The following is a 23,848-nucleotide window of genomic DNA, read 5'->3' as shown; positions in this document are numbered from 1 at the left end:
GACGATTCGTAGGCCTTGAAGAATCTGTGACTTTTTTACCAGAGGATTCCCTATGCGTAAGACCCTCCTGGTCCTGTCGGCAATCATCCTGCTATCAGGGCTTGCCCAGCTCTTTTTTGCCGGCTACTTCCATTTCCAAAACAGCATTGAAGCCCAGCACGAAGCGGGCGTCTATCACGTAATGAACGGCCAATACGTGCTGCGCTATTCGGCACTGTTGGCTGTGATTGTCGCGGCTATTGCCAAAGCCGGATCCCGGACTATTTGGCTTGCCGCCGGCATTTTCCTCATGACGTGGGTGCAGCTGTTCATCTTCATCATCGGCGGGATGCTCACTGGATCGTCCGAAGATTTCATCACGCCCTCCGGGTCGTGGGTGGCTGCCATCCACCCCGTCACAGGACTGCTGATCATCTTCATGTCCTACTGGTTGTTCAGGCGTGCCCGTGCGCTTGCACTCAACCCCCAGCCCCTTCCACCCAAGGCAGCAGCATCGGATGCTTCCGCCTCGTCCGCTACGGCGTGATCAGCGGCAGCTGTGAATATTTCACAGCTATTGGCCGTCGACTTGGTGCTGGCCGTCCTTGCCGCCGGCGCCTGGATAGCCGCCGCCTGGATGGCCATTTCTTCTACAGCTGACAAGAGGCCAGCCAAGCCACGCGTTGTCGACTTGGCACTTCTTCTGTTGGGCCTGGGCGTCGTTGCCACGGCGGCGCGCTACGCCTTGCTCCCCGCTTTGGCGGCGGGCAGTTGGTGGTTTGCCAGCGAACGCACAACCATCAGCCTGCCTCTGACCGCCATCCCCGCGGCTTGGGCCGCGATGGCCGGTGTTCCGTACTTGCTGAGGAGACGGAACACCGGCCCACCACGTTCAAGGGAGCTGCCCGGACGCGTTGGCCGAACCCAGGAATGGGCTGTTCTCGCCATGGTGTCGGCCGCAGCTTCGGCTATTGCCTCACTCGCACTGACCTTCGTCCTCGGCCCGTTCCCCGCCCCGTGGACGCTGGCGGTTCTCTTGTTCCTGGTTGCAGGGACTGTGATGGTAACCCGGCTCGCGCTGTTCCCTCCGTTCCAGCGTCCGCCCGCTCCTCCCGCCCCTGCCGGAGGGAACGTCTCACCCGGCGGGAGTGTCTCACCCGGCGGGAGCGTCTCACCCGGCGGGAGCGTCTCACCCAGCCGGAGCCGCATGGTTGGCAGGCGCACGACGGCGGCGGCTGCAGTCGCCGGACTCATGGCCTGCACCGCTTTAGGTTCGGGAGTCTTTGCCTGGCTGGGTAGCCGGTCCGCCGATGGCGCGGTGATTACGGCCGCCGTCGGTCATCACCGAGGTGTCCCCACTGCACCCGTGGTGGCCCCAATTCCGGTAACCAGCCTGGTGGGCGACCTCCCTGACAAAGCCGTGGTCCGGCACTATGAACTCATTGCCCGCACGGAACACATAACCTTGCCCTCCGGGGAATCCACTGATGCATGGACCTTCGGAAGCCTCCCCGGGCCCGGCATTGAAGCGCAACTGGGCGAGGTTATGGAAGTTGTGCTTAGGAACCAGGACGTGAGCGCTGGCGTGACTTTGCACTGGCACGGTTACGACGTCCCCAATGCCATGGACGGCGTGGCCGGGGCAACCCAGGACGCCGTCATGCCCGGGCAGTCCATGACCTACCGGTTCCTTGCTGCCCAAGCTGGCACATATTGGTACCACACGCACCAAGACTCAGCCGAAGGTGTCCGCAAGGGCCTCTACGGCACATTCGTCGTGCACAACCCCACACTGCCGCGCGCGGACACTGACATTGTGGTGGCGGGACACGACCTCGGCGGTCTGGGGTTGCTGGGCTCCTCAGACCGTAGCAGTATTCATGAGGCCGCTCCGGGCTCGAGCGTTCGCGTTCGTCTCATCAACACTGATTCCCTGCCACAGCGTTACCTTGTGGACGGAACGGCGTTCAAGGTTGCGGCAGTGGACGGAACGGAGGTGAACCAGCCTCAGGAGGTCACGGGGAAGCTATTAAGGCTTGGAGCCGGAGGAAGGATGGACGTCACGTTCACAATGCCCGAATCCGAGGTGACGCTCCGCTCTGACTCGGCGGCCAGCGCCGTCGTCGTGGTTGCCCCGTCCGGCTCGGGCCCGGCCAGCTCGGCTGGGGAAGGCGCCAATGCCACAGCGAAGGCAGACGACGTTTCGGAGAAGACGCCAGTCCCGGAGAAGGCACAGCCGGGCGTCTTTGCGAGGACCCCCGTCCTGGACCTATTGCACTATGGCCAACCTGTGGCTGGCACACCGGAACCCGCAGAAAATGTCCGGGAGGAAGTGCTGGTTTTGGATCGCCAGTTCCGCTTTGTTGACGGAGTTCCGCGCTACGCGTTTACGGTGAACGGCGCAGCCTATCCCTTGGTGCCATCCATCGAGGTGGCCGAAGGGGACACCATAAAAATGACGATCGTCAACCGCACCGCGGAGCCGCACCCCATGCATCCGCACGGACACCACGTTCAAGTACTCAGCAGGAACGGCGTTGCCCCAAGTGGGTCACCGCTGATCCTCGACACTGTGGACGTGCTACCGGGCGACGTATGGGAGCTACTGCTGCACGCGGACAATCCGGGCATCTGGATGGATCACTGCCACAACCTGGACCATGCTGCAGAAGGAATGATGATGATGCTGAAGTACGAAGGCGTGTCATCTGACTTCGTACACGGTGGCCATGCCCACAACCGGCCTGAATAGGACGGCTGGCGGGATAGTACAGCTGGCGGGGCGGACGTCCGGCGTACGGCCTCAGGCAACCATGCGGCTGGCGTGCGGGATTGCAACGTGATCCACGACTGCCCAGCAATCGGCGTCATGGAGCTGCGCGCTGGCGAAGCGCTCGGCTGATGCCAGGTCCGGAAATTCCTCGCGCCTGATGTGGCCTGAGTCTGTATCCAGGTACGTCACGTGGAACTCGACGTCCGGGGCTTTTTCATTGTGATGAATGCTGATAGGGGCTGCTTCTTTTGCCATGTTTCCAGTGTGGAATGGGGCACCGACATTTTTAGGAGCATCGGTGGGCGTGTCCGGATCCTAACCCTGGTCTTAACTCTTGGGGCCGTTGCTTCCTGACTGTCTTTGATGTCCGGGACACTCGAGGCAACTGAAATGGGTTGCCCGGAGAAAGCGCTGGCAGCAAAGCAGGTCACGACCCATCACCTGGAACGTCTGGACTAGGGCGTCCGAAGGTACTCGGCGGAGACTTCGCGCACTACCGAGCTAAGGACGTCGAGCACTCTCGATGCCGTCTTCCAGCGCTGCCAGTAGAGCGGAACATCAAAGGGGCGCTCGGGGGCGAGTTCAATCAAGCGCCCTTCAGCAATGTCCGGCCCACATTGAACTTCCGGAATCAATCCCCATCCCAAGCCCAAGCGAATGGCGTCGCCAAAGTCCTGCGAAGCCGGCACGTAGTGTCGCGGCCCCTTCTGTTGTGCTTTTGAAGCATCCGGCCACGATTCCACGAAGGCCCACTGATAGGTGTCCTTACGGTCGAAATCCACGGTTGGTGCCGTATTGAGCTTGCCTCCGTCCACCCCATCTGCAAACCAACGATCAACAAAGACTGGCGCTGCCACTGCCCGGTAACGCATGACCCCGAGGCTCTCCACACGGCAACCCTGCACCGGGTCCGGGGTGGCCGTGACTGCGGCCATGACGGTCCCCGAACGCAGCATCGAGGTGGAGTGTTGTTCGTCGTCGCGGTGCAGGTCAAAGGTGATGTTGAGGTCGCTGGGTACACGGGCAAGTGCTTGCAGGAACCAGACCGCAAGCGAGTCCGCATTCACCACGATTGGCACAGCCAGCTGCGGACCATCCGTGCCCAAGCCCAACTCAACGCTCGCGTCTGCTTCCAACTGGGCCACTTGGCGGGCAAGGCGAAGCACCACTTCGCCTGCTTCTGTGGCCTGCGCCGGATTGCTCCGCTGGAGCAGGACCCTTCCGGACGATTGCTCAAGCGCCTTCAAGCGTTGGGACACCGCCGACGGCGTGATGCGGAGCCTGCGCGCAGCTGCATCCAACGTGCCTTCCGAAAGGACGGTGGCGAACGTCAGCAACTGCTCTGAGGGAAACTGCGACATAAGAAAATCTTACGGCACATGCAAAACATTAGCTGGTCTAAGTCTCCTGCCGCCCATAGTTTCTAAGGGTGACTTTCTCTGACTTCTTCAACTCGGCAGGCCTCGGCCTTGTGACGGGTCTTGGCCTAATCGTTGCTATCGGCGCCCAAAACGCCTTCGTGCTTCGGCAAGGAATCCTCGGCAAACACATAGGTGCGGTGGTCGCGGTTTGCGCACTCTCAGACGCCATTCTTATCGCCGCCGGGGTGCTTGGCACTGGCGCACTTATAGCAGTCGCTCCTGCCGCCGTCGTGATTCTGCGCTTTGTGGGGGCTGCGTTCCTGATGGCTTACGCGGTGCTTGCTGCCCGTCGCGCTCTTCGCCCGCAGTCGCTCGATTCTTCCGATACGCCGTCCACCGATGCCGACGCCAAACGTGGCCTCGCCGCGGTCCTCACCACCGTCCTGGCGTTGACGTGGCTAAACCCGCATGTCTACTTGGACATCGCGCTTATCGGTTCGCTGGCCAGCGCCCAGGGCAGTCCTTTGCAATGGTGGTTCGGCGCCGGGGCGATGCTGGGAAGCGTCCTCTGGTTCTCCTCCCTGGGCTTCGGTGCCAGATTCCTCCGCGGCTTCTTCGCGCGCCCCACGTCCTGGCGAATCCTGGACGGTGGGATCGCTGTCACCATGGGAGCCCTCGGCGCAGGACTCGCACTGGGAGCCTAGCGGCGCGCCAGCCTTCTCACATCAAGCATCCAGATAACTCACAGAAACTGGGAGCATCATGGGTGTCATGAAAAAGAACGGCCCCGAAGCCAAGCTCCTTGTCGTCGATGACGAACCCAACATCCGCGAGCTTCTCTCCACGTCCCTGCGGTTTGCAGGTTTCGAGGTCGTTGCCGCATCCAATGGGCGCGAAGCCCTGGCCGCCGCGGACCTTCATGCCCCAGACCTCGCAGTCCTGGACGTCATGCTGCCCGACATGGACGGCTTCACGGTGACGCGTCGGCTCCGTGCCGCGGGCAAACACTTCCCTGTTCTGTTCCTGACGGCAAAGGACGACACCGAGGACAAGGTAACGGGCCTGACTGTGGGCGGGGACGACTACGTCACCAAGCCATTCAGCCTTGACGAAGTAGTGGCCCGCATCCGCGCCGTACTGCGCCGGACACAGCCCCTTGAGGACGACGACGCCGTGATCCGGGTGGACGACCTCGAACTCGACGACGACGCCCACGAGGTCCGCCGCGGTGGCACGGTCATTGAGCTGTCCCCCACCGAGTTCAAGCTCCTGCGCTACCTCATGCTGAACCCCAACCGCGTTCTCTCCAAGGCACAGATTCTCGACCACGTGTGGGAATACGACTTCAACGGCGACGCCTCGATCGTTGAGTCGTACATCTCCTACCTGCGCCGCAAGGTGGACATCGACCCCGATGCCGCAGCCCTCATCCAAACCAAGCGCGGAGTGGGCTACGTGCTGCGAACGGCAGAGAAGCGCTGACGTTGCTGCAACGCTGGAAATCGGCGTCCCTGAGGTCGCAGCTCGTCGCCATCATCATGGGGCTGCTCCTCCTCGCGCTGGCCGCGACGGGTGCTGGCACGCTGACCCTCGTCAAGAGCTACCTGCAAGGCCAGGTGGACGACAAACTCAAGGCCGCCGTCGCGCTGGCCCAGGACCAGCAGTCATTCGACAAGCTGTCCGAGCCGAACCCTGCCGTACCCACGGACTACTCGCTGACCCTGTACGTTCCAGGGCTTTCGCCGTACCCCTTTGGCGGCATGCAAGACGACCGTCCGGCGATCGCGAACATTACTCCTGCCGAGGCCAAAGCGCGTGGCAATGCACCGTTCCAGGTGCGCGGCACCGCCGGTAGCAACTGGCGTGTCGTCGCCGTGGGCGTCGTGGCCAACGGGCAGAACGGCGTAGTGATTATCGGCCTGCCGCTGACGCCCGTGGACAAAGTCATGGAACACGCCGTGCTGGTGGTGGTGGGCGTCGGCCTGCTGACCCTGGTTCTGGCGTTCTTCATCGCTACTTGGACTGTGGCACGATCCTTCAGGCCCCTGGCAAGGGTGGAGAAGACAGCCGCAGCGATCGCCGCAGGCGACCTCTCCCGCCGCGTGGAAATCGACAACCCCCATACAGAGGTGGGCCGGCTTGGCGCTTCATTGAACGCAATGTTGGCCCATATTGAGGCCTCCTTTGCGGCGCGCGCCGCTTCGGAAGCCCGGATGCGCCGCTTCGCCGCGGACGCTTCCCATGAGCTCCGGACCCCCTTGGTCACCATCCGGGGTTTCTCTGAGCTTTACCGCCACGGCGCGCTGGCGACTCCCGAAGACGTCGCCACCGCCATGGGCAGAATCGAAAGCGAAGCCAAGCGGATGGGGTCCATGGTGGAAGACCTGCTCCTCTTGGCCCGGCTGGACGAGCAGCGGCCGTTGCAGCTCAAGCCGGTGGACCTTCAGTTGTTGGCGCACGACGCCGTAGTGGATACCAAAGCCTCATCGGGCAACCGGAACATTACGCTCATCGGGCTCGACGGATCGTCCCCCACCCCAGCCCCGGTCCAGGGGGATGAGGCCAAACTTCGGCAGGTAATCGGCAACTTGGTGGGCAACGCCCTGCGCTACACGCCAGAGGGCACCCCGATAGAACTCGCAGTTGGTGTTCGGACCAGTCCTGAAGGCGCGTTTTCGGTCATCGAGATACGGGATCACGGGGCCGGCATTCCGGAGGCTGAGACCAACAAGATCTTTGAACGCTTCTACCGTGCCGATACGTCCCGGACCCGTGAAACCGGCGGCAGTGGCCTCGGACTGGCCATTGTGGCTGCCATCGTTGGCTCGCATGGGGGCAGCGTCCGGGTGAAAGAGACCGACGGCGGCGGCGCAACTTTGGTGGTCAGCCTCCCGTTCCGCGAGGAGCCCGCGGAGCTGATATCCCAATAACGCCGATATGCCAGTCATGCTGGCGTCCCCAGCGGCGGCGTTACCTCTAGCGGCCCTTCAACAGGGCTGTTATCCACATAGCGACGAATGGTTGTTCCCCGGCCCCAGGCGGCTGCCTAGGCTCAATGTTGTGGCCACGCACACCGCCGCGACCAGCGGAACATCATCGTCGAAAGGCATTACCCATGAGCGTCATTTCCGTCGACACAGAACTCCTTCAGCTCAAGTCGTCCAACGTCAAAGCAACCGTTGATCGCATCAGCACGGACGTGCAGGCCATGAAGCAGGGACTGGACGAGCTTCAAGCCACGTGGAAGGGCTCTGCTGCCACCAACTTCCAATCGCTTGTCCTTGAATGGACCCTGACGCAAAACAAAGTCGAGGGCTCACTGGCGTCCATCAACATGGCTTTAGCGTCGGCGGCCGCAAGCTACCTCGAAGTGGAGCAGGGCAACACCCAGCGGTTCGCCTACTAAGGGGCTCCACGGTCAAGCTACACACGAGGTCCAGCTACCTATAAGCTCCTGCGGGGCCGGCTGTCTTCCCCCTGTGCAGCCGCCCCGCAGGTCATCAAAGCCCGTTGCTTGCTTCCTGTCCTTGCCTCCTGTGCTGTACCTCCAGTTGGGTCAGTTTTCGGGGGTTCCCTGGTGGAATCGGAGCCGCCACTGGCCTCGGTCCAGCAGCCAAACGGAACTGCGGAGGGCCGAACCTGAATGCGCGAAACTGCGGTAGTTCAGCAGGATAGTGTTCTCACTCAGGCGATCGGCGCTAAGAACTTCCAACTCAATGGGTTCGCCTGGGTCCTCCTCAAGGGCGACCATCATGGCGTCCCGGGTCCAGAAGCGACCGGAGCTTCCAATCTCGGCAAAGTCGGGATGAAGCAATACTCCAATCCTGCCGATGTCAGTGCGCACGTCGGGGCGCAGGAGCTCGCGCTCCAAGGCAACCACGATTTCCTCTGCGGGCACCTCCCGGGCGGACGCATCCTCGTCCAGTTCACTGAAGAGATCCGGCTGGCCGAAGATACCCGACTCCCCAAACAGCGTGGGTTCGGAGTGGGACTGGAAGCTGAGTCCAGCTCTGGTCTGGGGACCTGTAGCGGTTGTGGGAACGGGAGCGGTTGTGCGAACTTGGCTGGTGCTCGTAACGCTGCCGGCGGCCGCTGCGGCAGGAACAGGCTCGGCCAAGACTTGGCCTGAACCCGTAAACCCTGGTCCGATTGGAGCTGCCGTGCCCTGCTGGAAGGCGGTGGCTACGGCGCGTGCGCGCTCGTCTGCTGCCTCGTTGAGGTCATGTCCGGCGTGGCCCTTGACCCATTCAAATGTGTATTTGCGCCCGACGATTGCTTGGTCGATGTCCTTGAGGAGGTCAACGTTCAGGACGGGCTTTCCGTCAGCCTTGCGCCAACCCTTCCGCTTCCATCCGGGCATCCACTTGGTGATGCAGTTGATGACGTACTGGCTGTCGCAAAGGATCAGCAGTTCTTCTTGCGGTAGGTGGGCAGTGGAGCGGAACAAGTCCAGGACAGCCATGAGCTCGCCCATGTTGTTGGTGCCGTGGGGCCAACCTCCTGCGCGCCAACAGGAGTCGTCAACATACCAGGCCCAACCGGCCGGCCCAGGATTGCCGAGGGCAGAGCCATCGGCGGCAGCAATAATCGTCATGCCTTCAATCCTGCCAGACCACACAGACACTGAAAGCGTGCTAGTACCAACTGGGGACAGCACCTCCCGCTACGGGCCCGCCATAAGAGCCCGAGCTGTCCCCCATTTGGTTTTACGGCTACTTGGTTCTTAACGCCGACTGCGGTCCCCACCAAAATGGTGGGGACCGCAGTCGTTTGCTCTAAAGCGTGACGCTACAGCTTAGGAGGCTTAGAAGCCGCCCATGCCGCCCATGTCGTCGCCACCGGCAACCGGAGCGTTCTTCTCAGGCTTGTCGGCAACTACAGCCTCGGTGGTCAGGAAGAGGCCAGCGATGGAAGCAGCGTTCTGGAGAGCCGAGCGGGTGACCTTTACGGGGTCGTTGACGCCGGCAGCCAGCAGGTCTTCGTACACACCCGTGGCAGCGTTCAGGCCGTGGCCGGAAGGCAGGCCGCGAACCTTGTCGGCAACAACGCCCGGCTCGAGGCCAGCGTTGAAGGCGATCTGCTTCAGCGGAGCATCAATGGCAACCTTTACGATGTTGGCACCGGTTGCTTCGTCACCCTGGAGGGTGAGGTTGGCGAATGCCTTGGCGCCAGCCTGGATGAGGGCAACGCCACCACCGGCGACGATGCCTTCTTCAACAGCAGCCTTGGCGTTGCGGACTGCGTCCTCAATGCGGTGCTTGCGTTCCTTGAGCTCAACCTCGGTTGCGGCACCGGCCTTGATGACTGCAACGCCGCCGGCCAGCTTGGCCAGGCGTTCCTGCAGCTTCTCGCGGTCGTAGTCGGAATCGGAGTTCTCGATCTCGGCGCGGATCTGGGCAACACGGCCTGCGATCTGCTCGGCGTCGCCAGCACCTTCAACGATGGTGGTCTCGTCCTTGGTAACAACAACCTTGCGGGCGGTACCGAGGAGTTCCAGGCCAGCGTTCTCCAGCTTGAGGCCAACTTCTTCCGAGATGACCTGGCCACCGGTGAGGATGGCGATGTCGGCGAGCTGTGCCTTGCGGCGGTCACCGAAGCCGGGAGCCTTGACGGCTACAGACTTGAAGGTGCCACGGATCTTGTTGACGATCAGGGTGGCCAGGGCCTCGCCCTCGATGTCTTCAGCGATGATCAGCAGCGGCTTGTTGGACTGCATGACCTTCTCCAGAACCGTGACGAGTTCCTTCACGTTGGAGATCTTGGAGTTCACGATCAGGATGTACGGGTCCTCGAGGACCGTTTCCTGGCGCTCAGCGTCAGTGACGAAGTAAGCGGAGATGTAACCCTTGTCGAAGCGCATGCCTTCGGTGAGTTCGAGCTCCAGGCCGAAGGTGTTGGACTCTTCGACCGTGATGACGCCTTCCTTGCCCACCTTGTCCAAGGCCTCGGCAATGAGGCTGCCGATTTCCGGGTCGCCGGCGGAGATGGAAGCCGTAGCTGCGATCTCTTCCTTGGTCTCGATCTCCTTGGCGGAGGCGAGCAGCTCGGAGATGACGGCCTCAACGGCCTTCTCGATGCCGCGCTTCAGGGACAGGGGGTCGGCGCCGGCGGCAACGTTGCGCAGGCCTTCCTTCACCAGTGCCTGGGCGAGAACCGTAGCGGTGGTGGTACCGTCGCCAGCGACGTCATCCGTCTTCTTGGCAACTTCCTTGACCAGCTCAGCACCGATCTTCTCGTAAGGATCGTCCAGCTCGATCTCCTTGGCGATGGAAACACCATCGTTGGTGATCGTGGGGGCGCCCCACTTCTTTTCGAGGACGACGTTGCGTCCACGCGGGCCGAGGGTGACCTTGACGGCGTCGGCGAGGATGTTCAGGCCCCGCTCGAGGCCGCGGCGTGCCTCTTCATCAAATGCAATGATCTTGGCCATAACGGCGGTAGTCCTTTCGGGACAGTCGTTAAGAAGGAACCTGTCAGATGGAGTGCCCGCGACGGACGGTCCTTTGCTTGCGGCCTCTGTATGCCCCGCGCTCCGAACCTCACCCCACCAAGGTGTTTCTTGATCCTCCTCCGTTTCGAGAGCCGTCCACCGCCGGCGTAAACCGGGCCGCAGTTAGCAGTCGAAGCGTTGGAGTGCTAAATCAATAATTAGCACTCGACCGGGGAGAGTGCAAGCAGAAGTGCCACTTTGCGCTATAAACAAAGGGGTTTCAGCCGTTAGCTGACGTGACAGCCGAAGGGACTATGCCACGCGGACGCTTTCGGCCTGCGGACCCTTCTGTCCTTCGCCTAATTCGAACTCCACCCGCTGGCCTTCCTCAAGAGCGCGGAAGCCTTCCATCTGGATAGCGGACCAGTGCACGAAGACGTCGTCGCCGGAGTCATCCACAGTGATGAAGCCGTACCCTTTTTCGGCATTGAACCATTTGACGGTTCCCAAAGCCATGATGCCCACACTTTCACAGTAGCCAAGACCGGTTGCCGGGATCTCCGGACCGGAATCAATCCACTGTAACCACAGTCACTATCCGCGCGCTGCCGCGGAGGGGTCCACCATGACTTTTGTTATTGAGGCTTAACCGAGTTGCCGCTTTGAAGGCTTGGAACCCGGTGAAAAACGGCTGAAAGTCAGCGAAATTACTGGTAGCCAGGTCCCACAACAACAACCAGCGGCTGCTGTATTTCCGGAGATTCAACAACCGCAGAAATACCCAGAAGCTTGCCCAGCGCTTCTGCGTTCGCCTTCTGACCGGGCACGTTGTAGAAGACCACGGAAGACTGCTGCGGCAGGCCTCCCCAGTTCCCCACAGTTCCCAGTGTCCAGCCATCGCCTTGGACCAGCCCTGCGACACGGCTGGCAAGCCCGGCCGTAGCCGTGCCGTTGTAGACGGCTACAGCGACGGTCTTGTCCACGGGCGCGGAAGAAGGAGTTGCCGAGGTCTCGCCCGAGGGTGTTGTGCCCGGGCTCGGCTCACCGGAAGCGATGGGGGCGTTGCTTGATTCGGTAGGTGCAGCAGACGGGGAGGTTTCGCCCTGCTGGGGCGCCGGCGTCGTAACGCTTGTGGACGCACCGGGGGCCACCAGGCCAAGCCGCGGAAGTATCAGGAAAGCGACGAGTCCCAGCACCAGGGCGACGGCTCCTACGGTCAGTACCGGCCACAAATTGGGGCGGACCGTCTCTTGGGCGTCACGGTGCACACCCTGCCGGGAGCTGTTCTGTGGGACCCGGTCGAATTCATCCTTGGCAAATTTGGTCATGGTGAAGCCTTGTCCTTGCTGGTTGCTGCTGACTATCAGCCGGGCGATTTACGCGTCGGACCCCAATCGGCGCGCTGTCCGCGCACGTTGGCGCGACGTACGTAGTCTACGCAATCTCTTCACAAGCATGGGATCGTGGGCCAACGCATCTTCCGTATCGATAAGTGCGTTCAGGATCTGGTAATAGTGCGTGGCGGAGAGATTGAAGAGCTCACGGATCGCCTGTTCCTTGGCGCCGGCGTACTTCCACCATTGCCGCTCCAACGCCAACATCTGCTGATCACGGTCACTCAAAGGTGAGTCGCTGCGGGTCTCTGCCGCCAGGTCTTCAAGTGCCAAAACGGTAGACTGCGGCGCCATTGGTTCCGGTGCTGGTTCTGCCACGGCACACTCCTTGACGCTGATTGGGGGAAAATGTCCTACCCCCATGTTACGGGCGAATAACAACGCTGTCATTCGCACCGCCGATGCCATGGAGGAGACAATGACAGGGTGACTGGTGAGGATGCACTGTTTGACCTGGAACCTGCCGGCGTTGCCGACTCGGGCTTCAACGAGCTTGTTGACCAACCCCTGGAAGAGCTCATGGCCGCGGATTGGGCGGACGCGTTGCGCCCCGTGGAAGGCCAACTCCGTGAAGCTTTGGCCTTTGTTGCCGCTCAGGCTGCCCAAGGGATCCAAGTCCTTCCTCAAGCTACCAACCTTCTCCGGGCTTTCTCCCGGCCACTGGCTGACGTTAAAGTACTCATCCTTGGCCAGGATCCGTACCCAACCCCGGGACACGCCGTCGGGCTTTCCTTTGCCGTCTCGCGGCATACACGGCCGATCCCCCGAAGCCTGGCAAACATCTATCGCGAACTCCACGAAGACCTCGGGCTGCCGCCACGCATCCACGGCGACCTCACAGCTTGGACGGACCAAGGCGTACTGCTGCTGAACCGCATCCTGAGTGTCGCGGCAGGGAGCGCTGGCTCACACCGCGGCAAAGGCTGGGAGGCAATCACGACGGCGGCCGTCAGGGCGGTAGCCCATCGCACCGACAGCGCGGGACGCCGGAGTCCCCTGGTAGCGATTCTGTGGGGGAAGGACGCCGAAGCGGTCATGCCACTGCTGGATGGCACCCCGGCAATCACTTCGGTGCACCCGAGCCCCCTTTCGGCATCCCGTGGTTTCTTTGGTTCCAAGCCGTTCAGCCGAGCCAACGAGCTGTTGTCGGCACAGGGCGCAGAGCCCGTCAATTGGGAACTACCCGTCCTGTAACCTTCGACTCATACCCAGGTGACACCCAACGATTTAGCTTAGGCTTGCCTACATGGCTGCTCTCCCCGTCACCTCGTCCGCCACCCGGAACACGCGCCCGCAGGTTAACCTGACCGTCCTGCGCAAAGAATGGCTCTCACCTCACATGGTGCGGATCGTCGCTGGCGGCCCAGGGTTCAGCGACTATGCGAACAACGAATACGTGGACCGATACGTCAAGATCGTTTTTCCGCAGCCCGGCGTTGATTACCAACTTCCGCTGGACCTGTGGGCCATCCGCGAGACGATGCCACGTGAGCAATGGCCGCACACCCGGACCTACACCATCCGCTGGGTCAACCTTGAAGAACGGCAACTGGCCATTGATTTCGTAGTCCATGGCGACGAGGGCCTGGCGGGGCCTTGGGCAGCGGCGGCCGAACCTGGGGACCCGCTGATTTTTACCGGTCCCGGTGGCGCCTACAACCCCGCGCCCGACGCCGATTGGCACCTCTTCGCAGGCGATGACGCCGCGATTCCAGCCATCGCAGCGTGCATAGAGGCACTTGCCCCGGAAGCCCGTGGATTTGCGTTCCTCGAGGTGGACAGCGCCGAGGATATCCTGCCTATCTCTGCTCCTGCCGGTCTGGAACTCCGTTGGCTGCAGCGCAACGGAGTTCCGGCCGGATCCAGCGAGCTGTTGCTGGACGCGCTTCGCGACATGCAGTGGCTGCCCGGCCGCGTAGACGTCTTTGCGCATGGCGAAAGGGGCTACATGAAGGGCCTGCGCCAGATCTTCTTCTCCCAGCGCGGCCTGGAACGTTCGCAGGTTTCCCTCTCCGGCTACTGGGCCCAGGGCCGGGTAGAGGAAGTTTTCCAGGCAGAGAAGAAGCTTCCCGTAGGACAGATCTAGAGGCCAGGACAGATTTAGCGACGCCGTACCCTGCGGCGCTCGTTGCTGGATAGGCCCTTCGTGAGCGGCCGCGCCAGGTTGTCCCCCAGCACGATTCCTGCAGCAACTCCCAGGACGATCGCGCCTGCGTTCAGCATGCCTCCTGCACCCTGAAGAATGTCCGCTTCCTCGATGGTCAATACATACATTGAACGGAATATAGTCAGGCCGGGCAGCAGAATGAGCGCCGCCGGAACAGCAACCACAAGTTGGGGAGCACCAAGTTTTAGCGCCACTACCCGAGCCAGCAGGCCGATGGCCACCGCCGAAACTGCCGGCGACAAGCGGTCGCCGAACCCTGCAGTGGTAGCCCCCCACAAGACGAAGAAGCCAACCAAGCCGACCGCCGCCGTCGGGAGTAACAAACGCATCTGCGTCTGTTCGGTCACGCCGATAGCCACTACCGCGATGGCAATCAGAATGGCTTGGCCCCACAAAGGATACGCATCCGGGAATGTTTGGGTGACGTCCAGGACTACGCTGCCCATGAGTGTCCCGACCACGACGGCGACGGCGATACCAGCGACGATCGCGCCGAAGGTGAGCAGCGTGGAGAGGAATCGTCCTGCTGCCGTGACGGGGAAGCCGTTGATGGCGTCCTGCACGGAGGACACAAGCCTCCCTGTTGGAAGCAACAACAGGATCCCGCCCGCAACAACAATGGACGGAGCGATGTCCGCTCCCGCCCAACGCAACATGAGGGCAATAAATGTCACCAAAAACGAGCACGACATGGTGATGAAGAAGTCCGGGGTGCGCCACCGGCTCAGTTGTCGCGCAACCAGGCTGATCAGCAAGTTGGAGCCAAAGGCCAAGACTGAAGCGCCCGGGCCGCCGCCCAGTACGCCCACAAACACCGCGGCGAAGACAGCGAAGGCAACCGTGACCATCCAGCGAGGGAAGGGCTTGGCACTCCGGACGATGTCATTCAACCGACGGACTGCCTCGTCGCGGCCAACTCCCCCGGCCACAATGTCGGTGACCAGTTGATGCACCTGGGCGAGGCCGGCGTAGTTGTTGGTCCACGAGCGCACCACACGCAACAACGTGATGGGGGTTTGGTCCTTCGGCGCATAGTTGATGGCCACCGACTGGTTGGTGATGTCCACTTCAACGTTCTTCAAGCCAAGGGCGGCAGTCACGGCAATCATGCTGGTCTCAACTTCAAGGGCGCCCGCGCCGTAGCGGAACATGACTTCGGCCAGATGCAGGGCAAAGTCGATGGTCTTGCGCGCTGAGGCGTCGACGCCGACCACCTGGATCGTTGGGTTGGCGTAGGGACTTCCCGCGAGCCGGTCCACGATGTTCATGGGGGCTGTGGGCGGGCTATCGCCCTGCACCAAGCGCATCAGCATGCGTTTGGCATTGGCGTTCTGCCGGATTTGCGATGGCCGCATCGGTTGGGTCTTCGGCAAGCCGTCAGTGTGAGGCCTGCCGCCGGAGCCCTCAGGGCGTTCAGTCACGCAGTGTTCCTCCCTTGGCTTCGTTGATTAGTTCTTCCCCCGGAATTTACTCAGCAGGTTTCCAGGCTCCGGCAATTTTGCCAGGACCGTCTTGGCGGCAGCTGCAAGCTTCCTGACCGCCTGGTAAGCGGTGAACACTGGCACGTTCACTGGTGCAACGAAGTCGCCCACCAGTTGGACCACTTCGCCGCCGAAGCCCTTCTTGAATTCGTAGCCGCCGTGACCGGTTTCATCCTGGCCCTGAATGCCGAACGTGCCGTAGAAGTTGTAGCGGGAGTAGCCATTGTTGAGCGCGTGCAGCATCATGCCCCAGTAAAGCGACGTAGCTCCGTTGAAGTAGATGTAGTCCTGGACAGTACCACCGATCACGCACACGATTTCATCGCCGGAGCAAGCGAAGTGGATTGCCGCAACGGTAGCCACGCCCACCGAGTCGGGGAAGCGTTCAATATCCTTGAGGCTTCGCTCGTAGCTGTCCACGAGGTCCTGGACCACCTTGATGCGGTTGGCCTTCTTCTTGCTCCCGGTTTCCTCGACGTCGCGCTTGAGGTCCGCGAGCGTCTTGGCTTCGGCATCCAGACGCTCGGTGATCGACGCCCGGTATTCGGGGATGTTGATCTTGGCCATCATGAGCTTCGTGAACTCATCCGAGGTATTGCGGAGCAGTTGCTCGTAGTAGTCACGCTCGCGGTAGGTGAAGCCCTTTTCGTCGCCGGCAGTGCTCAGCGCGTTGTAGAAGTCGTCCAGCGTTTCCAGCGTGGCCTGCTCCAGGTAAACGCCGTTCTTTTCGGCCTTCCGGATGGCCTTGCGCGTGCGGTAATTCATGCCCATGATGAGCTCTTCAGAATCGACGATCCCGTCCAGCTTCTTGACGAACATCCAATTGATGTTCGCGAAGTTCATCTCAAAGCCCTGGTGCTTGAAGCCCAACCCTGCCAGTACCTTCAGCAGTGGACGGTTGTCCTCAACCTCCGGGTGCTCGGCGCCGTCCTCGTCGCGGGCGATGTACTTGACGTTCGGTGAGATCCGCAGCTCAGCAGCCTTCTTCGAGGCCGCATGCTTTTTCAACTGCTCGACGACGAACCGCACCGCTTCGGCGTCGTTGTAGTCCAGCAGTGGTCCCTTTGCGCAGTCGCAGACCTTGTAGCCAAAGCGGTTGGAGGTGTAGACGAGCTTTCCGGCGGCGATCAGGCTGCCACCGCGGGTCACACCAAAGAGCTCCACTTCCTGGCCGCGGGCACGCTGGAAACGCGCCAGGTCCACGGACTGGATGAAGCTGCCTTGCGGGTGTCCCTTGGCAAATGTCTCGAAATCAGCGTCACTGAGAATCACGAATTCCATGCCGGTTCCAGCCTCGATCGGAGTCAAAGAAATTACCTCACCTAGATAGATTTGCGCCCGTTGGTGGCCGGGGCGGGCCTGAAGTGTGTTGGGTTGGTGCCGGTTCTCAGTAGAACTGTCCGCCGGTTCGCATAGTTTCCAGCCGGCGGAAGACGCGCTCTGCACCCTTGAGCCACAGCTTGTAGCGGATTGGTCCCAGGACAAGGTCATAGCAGCCGACGAAGTCCGTAACGGTCTTGGTGAAACTCGTTTTGAACAAACCCATACCGAATAGAGGGTGGGTCTTGTCCTTGATCCGGGCGGCAGGCGGCGTGCCACAGAAATCGTACTCAACGCAGCCCAGATCCTGCATCCGCTGGATCGCAGCCCACTGGACCAAATGCGAGTCACCGTATTGCTTGCGGTTCTGCGTGGAGCCGCCATCCTTGTAGGTTGCCTTGGAACCATAGTTGATAACGAAAGCTCCGACGCTGGGTGCGCCGTCCTCGTAGACAAAGAAGAAGTGCCCTTGGCCCCGGCTGCAGAATTCGTGCCAGAAACGGGAGTAGTACTCGTAGCTCCGCAACGGCATGGCACCCTTGGCGTTCACTGTGTCCTGCATCAGGGCGTAGAGCTTGCGGTAGCTGTCCTCGCCAGGCTCAGCCGGAAGGACTTCGCATCCTTCACGTTCTGCCCTGCGGACCGCGTTGCGGGCCCGCGATGAGATGCTGCGGAGCACTTCATTGGCCGGGGCCGAAATATCCAGCAGCGCTGTTGAGTCGTTGGACTGGATGTTGGGGGCTTTCATCAGCCCGGCGGCCGCGAGCTGAGCCGTCGCCTCGCTGGATGCAACGATGTCTGGCTCGATCTTGATGGAGAACACATTCATCTTCTGCCCACGTGCCAGTGCAGCGATTGAGCCAAGCATCGGCTTGATGTCATCAATGGCGGAAGCGTCCGGTCCCTTGATGAGGTACCAAAGGCGGCCAAGGACAGGGAACTTCTTCTCAAGGAGCAGGTTGTAGCTGGAATATTCGGCGGTCTCCAGAACCAGGCGGCGGACCAACCAGCCGTTGCCGTCCTTGACTGCCGCATATGCGTCCGACTGCAGCATGTTGCCGCCATTGGGGTTGGCTGTGACGTGCTTGTCCCAGTTATCGATTTCCTCGGCGGTGGCAAAGCGGGCGGTAAATTCTCGCAAGGTGGCCGTGTCCAATCTCAGGGTTTGGTGCAGTGTTCAAATCGGTGCTCAGAAGCAAGTGCCCATGCGGACATGCAGCCTCAAGTCTATCGGGCCGAGGAAAATAGCCCGACTCCCGGTGAGTTGCCCGTTCGAACTACGCGCGAATAGCTTGGGCCGGATCCGCTTTGGACGCCGCAATCGCTGGATACGTCGCAGAAAGAACACCAGTAACTGCGCCAGCGGCAACTCCGGTCCACACTGCTTCAGGCCCCAGCACCGGTGTCCACTGTTGGCTCAGGCAAAAGGCCAGAACTCCCAGCACTCCGAGCGCTCCCCCAGCCAGTCCACCGCCCAATCCCACAAGCAAGCCCTCGAAGATAAACATCCGGCCAATGCTGGAGCGACTCATACCGAGGGCCCTCCGGAGTGCAATCTCCGATCTTCGGGTTTGCACAGTCAGATACATGGACGTAGCAGCGCTAAGACAGGCGAGTGCCAGCAACAGCCACGAGATGACACTGATCAATAGGCCCAAGTCATTGTTGACTCCCTTTCGGAGTGAGCGAAGGTCGGCCACGGTATTTACTGTGAAGTGCTCGGGATGGGCGGCGTCGAGGGCTAAAGGGATCACGTCGGCCAGTGGCGCTGGAAACCCAGGGAGGGTGCGGACCACAAATAGTGGGTTGTCAGAAGCAGTGGATGGGTAGGCGCTGATCCCCAGGATGATGCTGTCTGCAAGGACCGGGTTCCTTCCGGGCTGCTGTACTATGCCCACGACTGGAACGGGCTGCCCACCGATCCAAATTTTCTGGCCCGGACCCACAGAAGGAATCCCTAGACGGGCGGCCGTATCGTGTCCCAATATTGCTACAGGCTTTCCAAAGGAATTGTCCAGGAGAGCTAACGCAGAGGCAGGCTCAACTACGGCTTGGCTAATGTCGAGGAAGGTCGAGTCCACGGCCAAGAGTGACCCTGCGAAGTCGTCCTCCTGGATTCCCCTATTTGGCTGAAAGCGTGTGGGGCGAAATTCAGAAGTCGCCAACTCCACGCGCAAACCAACTGCGACGACTCCGTGAAGATCCTCTATCTTCCCCTTCTGACCTCGCAAGGCTGCGATGTCAGCGTTCGCGGGCTGCACCCCGGATGGGCTTCTAGAAGCTTGTACTTCATCCAAGGCGGCTTCGGCCAAGCGCTCGGAAACCTGCGCGGAGGCGCTTTGGCTAAGGCCTACCGAGGCAACCAGTCCGCCCGATCCCAGCATGAACGCAAGAATGAGCAGCAGTGCCTTGCCTGCCCTGGAGGTAAGGGATGCCAACGCATCACAGACGTCATCCATCAAGAGATTGAGGCGTCTCCACAGTGAGGTTGGGGAGAGTGCTTCAGTTGGATCCGGGCGTCCGCCCATGTGCTCGTGAACAGCTGCCAGGGCCGGGGAACCCAGCGCCTCGGGCTTCTCCAGTCGTCCGTCGTCGATGACAATCTGGCGGTCTGCTGCGGCGGCGACGATCGGATCATGCGTAATGACGACGATTGTCACCCCGGTTCGATTCAAAGCCTTGAGATCCGCGATGACGCTCTGAGTATTGACGCTGTCCAGGTTGCCCGTGGGTTCGTCTGCGAACAGAATCCTGGGCTTCGTCGCGAGAGCACGAGCCAAGGCAAGACGTTGCCTCTCCCCTCCAGAGAGGTTCTTGCCGAGCACGCCTGCCCTGTGGAGCAACCCAACGCGCAGCAGGGCCTTAGTTACTTCCAACTCCCGTTCCACGTGGCGGACGCCTTGCACACGAAGGCCGAGCGCTGCATTCCGTGCGGACGATTCATCCACGATCACATGCGAGGCTTGGAAGACAAACCCGAACATCCGCGATCGCAACCAGTCACGTTGCTTCTCTGCCATCCGTGATACGTCTGCACCGTTGATCGAGTACTTGCCATCCGATGCACGGTCCAACAGTCCAAGAATATTCAGTAGCGTTGATTTGCCGGATCCTGAGGGACCAATGATCGCAACGAATTCACCCTCGCAGATTTCAAGGTTGACGTCTTGAAGGGCCGCAGTAGGTAAATCGGCTCCTCCATAGAAGCGCCCGATGCCTTCCAACCGGAGCAGGGGAATCCTGCCGGGGCTTGGCGCCAGCATGTTCACGACACGTCGACCGTTGTTCCAGGTTCCAGCTTCGAAGTCTCGGCCAAGGCGGCCCAGCCATCGCGCTGCCCCGTCACCGTCACGTCAATTCTTTCCGCCGATGTGCCCTCACCGGCGTCCTTTTCCGAACTTGGCACAGTCACGTACGTCCCGATGTCATCCTGCTTGATGGCGGTCAGCGGAACTGCCAAGGTCTCCTGGACCGGCTCCTTAACGCTGACAGACACAGGCTGACCCGGCTTGGGTTTGTTGGGATCATCCGGAACGGATGCGATGATGTCCATTCCGGGAAGCGTCCCCTTTTCCGGATTGCCTTGGTCGAAAACCCCGATGCTCTGAATGACGCCCTGAGCGTTGTACCCACTGGCTTCGAGCGCGACGGCCTGGCCAACTGTGAGAGCTTCAGCCTGGGTGATAGACGCCCGTCCCACGACCACGTCCGGGGCCGTCTGCGCGGTAGCTACCAAAAGATCGTCCGTTAGCACGGCTCCTGAAGCAGCGACGCTTGTCACCGAGCCCTCATCACCTGGAATTTGAACAAACTCCCTCCACCGGACCATAGCCTTCTTGTCGTCGGATTTTGGTGCTGGCTGGTCAACGTCACGGTACAAAGCCGCCACGGATTCCTGGGTGGACTTATCAAATACTCCGGTCGTGCTGGGCCGATACCCTATGGATTGAAGCCAATTCTGCAAGGCAGAAACGTCCTGGCCGGTGTCACCATCCTTCAGGTCCCGATACAACGGGACGGAGGTTGATATCACAATGAGTGGACGCCCGGACACAGTCGCAACGATCGTCCCTGGCTTTAGCGTGTCGCCAACAGCAACCAGCATGCGGGTGATGACGGCGCGCTCAGTCCCTGGAGGCACTGATGCTGTCACGCCCACCGACGTTCCTGGAGTCATGCTCCCGGGGACGATCAGTGTGCTCGCCAAGGCCCTGCGCTCCACTGTCGCAGTCACCTGGATTGGAGTGTTGACGGCGTCGAGGGCCACAGACTGGGGTGACTTCACGTAGCTTCCGGCAAAGAAAGAACCTGCCATTCCAGCCGTGACTATGACCAAGAAGCCAATGATTCGCCGGAGTCGCGGAACACGCGGGACCTTAACTACCTCGTCTTGTTGCAAAGGCATCAAGCGGCACCCTTGCCATGTTGCCGCAGAATCGTCCTCGCTTTGGCCAGAGCCTCGGTTTTGTCATCGGCGAGCTTGTTCATAGCGGCTTGGTTGGCGGCAATCAGGGCAGATTGATACTGCGCTCGGATATCCGAGATGCGTTGCATTACCTTGGTTTCCTGCTTGCAGTTCGCATCTTGTACAGCTGTCCTGATTTCGCCTTGCTTGTCCGAAGGGTATGAAGGCACCCAGGCGTCCGGTGAGTCCTGCCGCATAGAAATTCCGGCATCCTTGAGGCACGCAATCCACTCGTCGCGTGATTCCCTCCAGTCAGGATCCCGCTCAGATAACGCATTTGAGTCATTGCTAATGTTTGTCAGCAATGAGTCTTCACCGGCGATTCTGCTTCGGAACGGAGATATCTGACTCGACACCGTTGCGGTATCGCATTCAAAGTATTTCTTGACGTTTACATCCCCTGATTCCCTCGTCTGGGAATCGTAAATGCCCGAGACAATACGGATGATCGGCTTGTCATATCCGTATTTTGCCGCAAGTTCGGGAACCCAAACGCCATACGACTGATCGGCTTTGACCGTCAGATCCCCGTGCTTCTCTGGCATCGTGACACCGGCGTTTTTCATGCAATCCTCTATGAGATACATATTGGCCGCCGTTATGACCATTGATTCGTCGGGCGTCGCTTCATACGCATCCATGGGCAACGAAATGGTCGCCGTAGCCGGATCCAGTTTTGCGTGCACGCCGGCATATGCTGCTCGGTCCACGGAAGGCAAGGACGCAGCGTCCACTCCGCCAGGCTGCGAGTTGGCGCTGCATCCGGCCAATGCGACTACCAACACGAGCACACCCAGTGGATGCCGCGCCATTTTGCCTCCCCCAACTCTTCTATGCAGTGCGATAGCTGTATCTTGCGTGAGGCGGAATCAGTAGGCTTCGTCGTGACTCGAGATGCGATTGTCCCAGTTGCCGCCACCGGGGTAGGCAATGTCGGCCAGATAGCTGATTGCTTGCCCTTCCTTCATGTAAAAGGAGTTGCCGCCGAAGTTCAGGTGCTCGTAGAACATGACGTACCTGCAGGCTGGATTCGTGGTGTATCCCACAATGTTTGATGTCGGATCATTAGCAGCGTCACCGACGTAGGTTGCCGCGTAGTTGTTAGAGTACTTCGTTCCATTCCATACTGAGCTCTGGAACAAACAGACCTTACCGTTGGCGCAGGTCTGATCAGCCCCGGCATTTGCCGGGCCCGCACCCACCCCAATTGAAACCGGAATGACTACGGCCGATGCGGCCAGAAATTTGGCAATTTTCCTCATGTCACCAGTCCATCTCTCTAGTAGTGAAATTCTGGCGACTCGTGCATTGTAAACCCGCTCCACAATGGCGGCCCCCCAGCAGAACCGAAAATACAGAGGTGAGGGTTGAACGTCAATCAGGATGATGATTCCGGCATTCAAAACCGAAATATTTGGAGATGTATAAGAAATAGTCATCTTTGGGCGTCACGAAGCTCATGGCCGCGACACGTATAAAGGGGGCGTTCGTGTCCTTAGAGCCGGATCTGATCAGGGCTCTCCAACTTGATGGCTTTCGGTTGCTTCCCGAGTTCCCGCTGGCCGCTGGCCAGCCGGTCGGCGTTGGCGAGTCTGCTGAGACTCAGTCCGGTCAGGTCTGCGATCTGGCCGATGGGAACCTGGAAGGTCCGGAACGGTCCCAAGGGCGGCGGTTCGCCTTCCAGGAGCCGCTGGTCGATGGCCCTCTTCAGCTCAACTTTGCCAAGCAACGGAGACTGGTCCAACACAAAGCCCGCGGCGGCGAGCTTGGCATCGTTGGTCCATGCTGCGATTTTCCAGAACTTCCGCGGAACCTGTACGCCTCTGTAGGGAAGGTCGTCGTCGAGAAGTACGGGTCCGGTGAACACCGAAAGCTTGGCGTCGTACGCGTCCGCGTGCTCCAACACGTGGTCCTCGAGCCCCACCCAGAGTTCCTTGCCTTGGTTGAAGTCGTCCACCTGCGGTGCCGCGTTGGTAAAGACGAAGGTGTCCTGATTGGCTTTCTTGGCCGTGGCATCGTCACCCCAGACGGGATCCAGGCGCCGCACAAGATGCCCGCGATCGAAGGCATTGTTCTTGTAGACGTCCGGCCCGGCCTGCTGCTCTTTGGGGATCCTGTCATCGAAATGCCATGTGCCCTCGCGAGCCAGCGGACTCAGTTCCTTGCCGTTGATGTTGACGCCGACTATCGCCGCGAGTTTCCGGGCAGCCCGGAAACGCACGGAGAAGTGGATGTAGTCCAAAAGAATCGTCGTTGCCGACGGACTGGGCAGCTCAAGGCGTGCCCGCAAGAAATCCCTGTCGTATCCCCCGCTCATGGATACAGCATGGCACTAGGGACTGACAGTAAAAAGACTCAGCATTCGACGACGTTGACGGCCAGGCCGCCCATCGCGGTTTCCTTGTACTTGGAGGACATGTCCTTGCCCGTCTCACGCATGGTCACGATGACCTCATCCAGCGACACCCGGTGCGTCCC

24 protein-coding genes are annotated in these 23,848 nt (G+C 60.6%); 8 read left to right on the top strand and 16 right to left on the bottom strand.

The window, feature by feature from the left end:
* Window positions 1–52: 52 nt before the first annotated feature.
* Entirely contained in the window at window positions 53–526 is a 474-nt protein-coding gene (locus tag KSW38_RS16620) for a hypothetical protein (RefSeq protein ID WP_216926036.1), read from the top strand.
* 12 nt (window positions 527–538) lie between these two features.
* The gene (locus KSW38_RS16615; protein WP_216926035.1) at window positions 539–2,731 is read left to right on the top strand and encodes a multicopper oxidase family protein; all 2,193 of its coding nucleotides are present in this window, start codon (window positions 539–541) and stop codon (window positions 2,729–2,731) included.
* Between the two features lie 51 nt (window positions 2,732–2,782).
* Here KSW38_RS16615 and KSW38_RS16610 read toward each other — a convergent pair whose 3' ends face one another.
* Together KSW38_RS16610 and KSW38_RS16605 are read right to left on the bottom strand one after the other, a co-directional pair.
* Window positions 2,783–3,007, bottom strand: coding sequence for a hypothetical protein (locus tag KSW38_RS16610; RefSeq protein WP_216926034.1), 225 nt, complete (start codon window positions 3,005–3,007; stop codon window positions 2,783–2,785).
* A 200-nt stretch (window positions 3,008–3,207) separates the two neighbouring features.
* The gene (locus KSW38_RS16605) at window positions 3,208–4,113 is read right to left on the bottom strand and encodes a LysR family transcriptional regulator ArgP (protein ID WP_216926033.1); all 906 of its coding nucleotides are present in this window, start codon (window positions 4,111–4,113) and stop codon (window positions 3,208–3,210) included.
* 68 nt (window positions 4,114–4,181) lie between these two features.
* On the opposite strand from KSW38_RS16605, the gene KSW38_RS16600 reads away from it, so the two are divergent.
* The 4 genes from KSW38_RS16600 (at window position 4,182) to KSW38_RS16585 (ending at window position 7,519) form a co-directional block, all read left to right on the top strand.
* The gene (locus KSW38_RS16600; RefSeq protein WP_216926032.1) at window positions 4,182–4,817 is read left to right on the top strand and encodes a LysE/ArgO family amino acid transporter; all 636 of its coding nucleotides are present in this window, start codon (window positions 4,182–4,184) and stop codon (window positions 4,815–4,817) included.
* 67 nt (window positions 4,818–4,884) lie between these two features.
* Window positions 4,885–5,595: a response regulator transcription factor gene (locus KSW38_RS16595; RefSeq protein WP_026543233.1), complete on the top strand. Its 711-nt coding sequence runs from the start codon at window positions 4,885–4,887 to the stop codon at window positions 5,593–5,595.
* A gap of 2 nt (window positions 5,596–5,597) precedes the next feature.
* Window positions 5,598–7,043 carry a sensor histidine kinase gene (locus tag KSW38_RS16590; protein ID WP_216926031.1) on the top strand — a complete coding sequence of 482 codons (1,446 nt, stop codon included), beginning with the start codon at window positions 5,598–5,600 and terminating at the stop codon, window positions 7,041–7,043.
* A 185-nt stretch (window positions 7,044–7,228) separates the two neighbouring features.
* Window positions 7,229–7,519 (top strand): WXG100 family type VII secretion target, encoded by a 291-nt coding sequence (locus KSW38_RS16585; protein ID WP_216926030.1) that lies wholly within the window; start codon window positions 7,229–7,231, stop codon window positions 7,517–7,519.
* A gap of 150 nt (window positions 7,520–7,669) precedes the next feature.
* On the opposite strand, the gene KSW38_RS16580 is transcribed toward KSW38_RS16585, so the two are convergent.
* The 5 genes from KSW38_RS16580 to KSW38_RS16560 all read right to left on the bottom strand — a co-directional run bounded on the left by KSW38_RS16580 (window position 7,670) and on the right by KSW38_RS16560 (window position 12,255).
* Window positions 7,670–8,707 carry a ribonuclease HI family protein gene (locus KSW38_RS16580; RefSeq protein ID WP_216926029.1) on the bottom strand — a complete coding sequence of 346 codons (1,038 nt, stop codon included), beginning with the start codon at window positions 8,705–8,707 and terminating at the stop codon, window positions 7,670–7,672.
* A gap of 210 nt (window positions 8,708–8,917) precedes the next feature.
* The gene (gene groL / locus KSW38_RS16575) at window positions 8,918–10,543 is read right to left on the bottom strand and encodes a chaperonin GroEL (protein WP_216926028.1); all 1,626 of its coding nucleotides are present in this window, start codon (window positions 10,541–10,543) and stop codon (window positions 8,918–8,920) included.
* A 312-nt stretch (window positions 10,544–10,855) separates the two neighbouring features.
* Window positions 10,856–11,059, bottom strand: a complete 204-nt coding sequence (locus tag KSW38_RS16570) for a cold-shock protein (protein WP_216926027.1) — start codon at window positions 11,057–11,059, stop codon at window positions 10,856–10,858.
* Window positions 11,060–11,250: 191 nt separating this feature from the next.
* Window positions 11,251–11,871, bottom strand: a complete 621-nt coding sequence (locus KSW38_RS16565; protein WP_216926026.1) for a LytR C-terminal domain-containing protein — start codon at window positions 11,869–11,871, stop codon at window positions 11,251–11,253.
* 48 nt (window positions 11,872–11,919) lie between these two features.
* Window positions 11,920–12,255 carry a DUF3263 domain-containing protein gene (locus KSW38_RS16560; protein ID WP_377654442.1) on the bottom strand — a complete coding sequence of 112 codons (336 nt, stop codon included), beginning with the start codon at window positions 12,253–12,255 and terminating at the stop codon, window positions 11,920–11,922.
* Between the two features lie 108 nt (window positions 12,256–12,363).
* Here KSW38_RS16560 and KSW38_RS16555 point away from each other — a divergent pair, with 108 nt between their 5' ends.
* Both KSW38_RS16555 and KSW38_RS16550 read left to right on the top strand, forming a co-directional pair.
* Entirely contained in the window at window positions 12,364–13,131 is a 768-nt protein-coding gene (locus KSW38_RS16555) for a uracil-DNA glycosylase (protein WP_216926025.1), read from the top strand.
* A 52-nt stretch (window positions 13,132–13,183) separates the two neighbouring features.
* Entirely contained in the window at window positions 13,184–14,023 is an 840-nt protein-coding gene (locus KSW38_RS16550) for a siderophore-interacting protein (protein ID WP_216926024.1), read from the top strand.
* 14 nt (window positions 14,024–14,037) lie between these two features.
* On the opposite strand, the gene KSW38_RS16545 is transcribed toward KSW38_RS16550, so the two are convergent.
* From KSW38_RS16545 to KSW38_RS16505, 9 genes are all read right to left on the bottom strand, one after another.
* The gene (locus KSW38_RS16545) at window positions 14,038–15,525 is read right to left on the bottom strand and encodes a threonine/serine exporter family protein (protein WP_216926023.1); all 1,488 of its coding nucleotides are present in this window, start codon (window positions 15,523–15,525) and stop codon (window positions 14,038–14,040) included.
* Window positions 15,526–15,552: 27 nt separating this feature from the next.
* Window positions 15,553–16,866: a peptidoglycan bridge formation glycyltransferase FemA/FemB family protein gene (locus KSW38_RS16540; RefSeq protein WP_216926169.1), complete on the bottom strand. Its 1,314-nt coding sequence runs from the start codon at window positions 16,864–16,866 to the stop codon at window positions 15,553–15,555.
* A gap of 106 nt (window positions 16,867–16,972) precedes the next feature.
* On the bottom strand, window positions 16,973–18,061 hold the full coding sequence (locus KSW38_RS16535) for a lipid II:glycine glycyltransferase FemX (protein WP_216926022.1): 1,089 nt from the start codon (window positions 18,059–18,061) through the stop codon (window positions 16,973–16,975).
* A 121-nt stretch (window positions 18,062–18,182) separates the two neighbouring features.
* Window positions 18,183–20,168: an ABC transporter ATP-binding protein/permease gene (locus tag KSW38_RS16530; RefSeq protein ID WP_216926021.1), complete on the bottom strand. Its 1,986-nt coding sequence runs from the start codon at window positions 20,166–20,168 to the stop codon at window positions 18,183–18,185.
* A 2-nt stretch (window positions 20,169–20,170) separates the two neighbouring features.
* Window positions 20,171–21,310, bottom strand: a complete 1,140-nt coding sequence (locus KSW38_RS16525; protein ID WP_216926020.1) for a peptidoglycan-binding protein — start codon at window positions 21,308–21,310, stop codon at window positions 20,171–20,173.
* A complete protein-coding gene (locus tag KSW38_RS16520; protein ID WP_216926019.1) occupies window positions 21,310–22,056 on the bottom strand; it encodes a hypothetical protein in 747 nt (248 codons plus the stop codon). The genes KSW38_RS16525 and KSW38_RS16520 overlap by 1 nt, the downstream gene beginning before the upstream one ends.
* Window positions 22,057–22,239: 183 nt before the next feature.
* Complete coding sequence (locus tag KSW38_RS16515; protein WP_216926018.1) at window positions 22,240–22,632, bottom strand: hypothetical protein; 393 nt, start codon at window positions 22,630–22,632, stop codon at window positions 22,240–22,242.
* A gap of 233 nt (window positions 22,633–22,865) precedes the next feature.
* Window positions 22,866–23,687: a DNA/RNA non-specific endonuclease gene (locus KSW38_RS16510; RefSeq protein ID WP_216926017.1), complete on the bottom strand. Its 822-nt coding sequence runs from the start codon at window positions 23,685–23,687 to the stop codon at window positions 22,866–22,868.
* 38 nt (window positions 23,688–23,725) lie between these two features.
* Window positions 23,726–23,848: L-serine ammonia-lyase, iron-sulfur-dependent, subunit alpha (locus KSW38_RS16505; RefSeq protein ID WP_216926168.1), on the bottom strand; the 123-nt coding region annotated here is incomplete at its 5' end.

The sequence above is a fragment of the Paenarthrobacter aromaticivorans genome (assembly GCF_019038615.1).
GTDB lineage: Bacteria > Actinomycetota > Actinomycetes > Actinomycetales > Micrococcaceae > Arthrobacter > Arthrobacter aromaticivorans.
The sequence above is the reverse complement of the archived record's forward strand: the minus strand, read 5'-3'. Positions and strand labels throughout refer to the sequence as shown.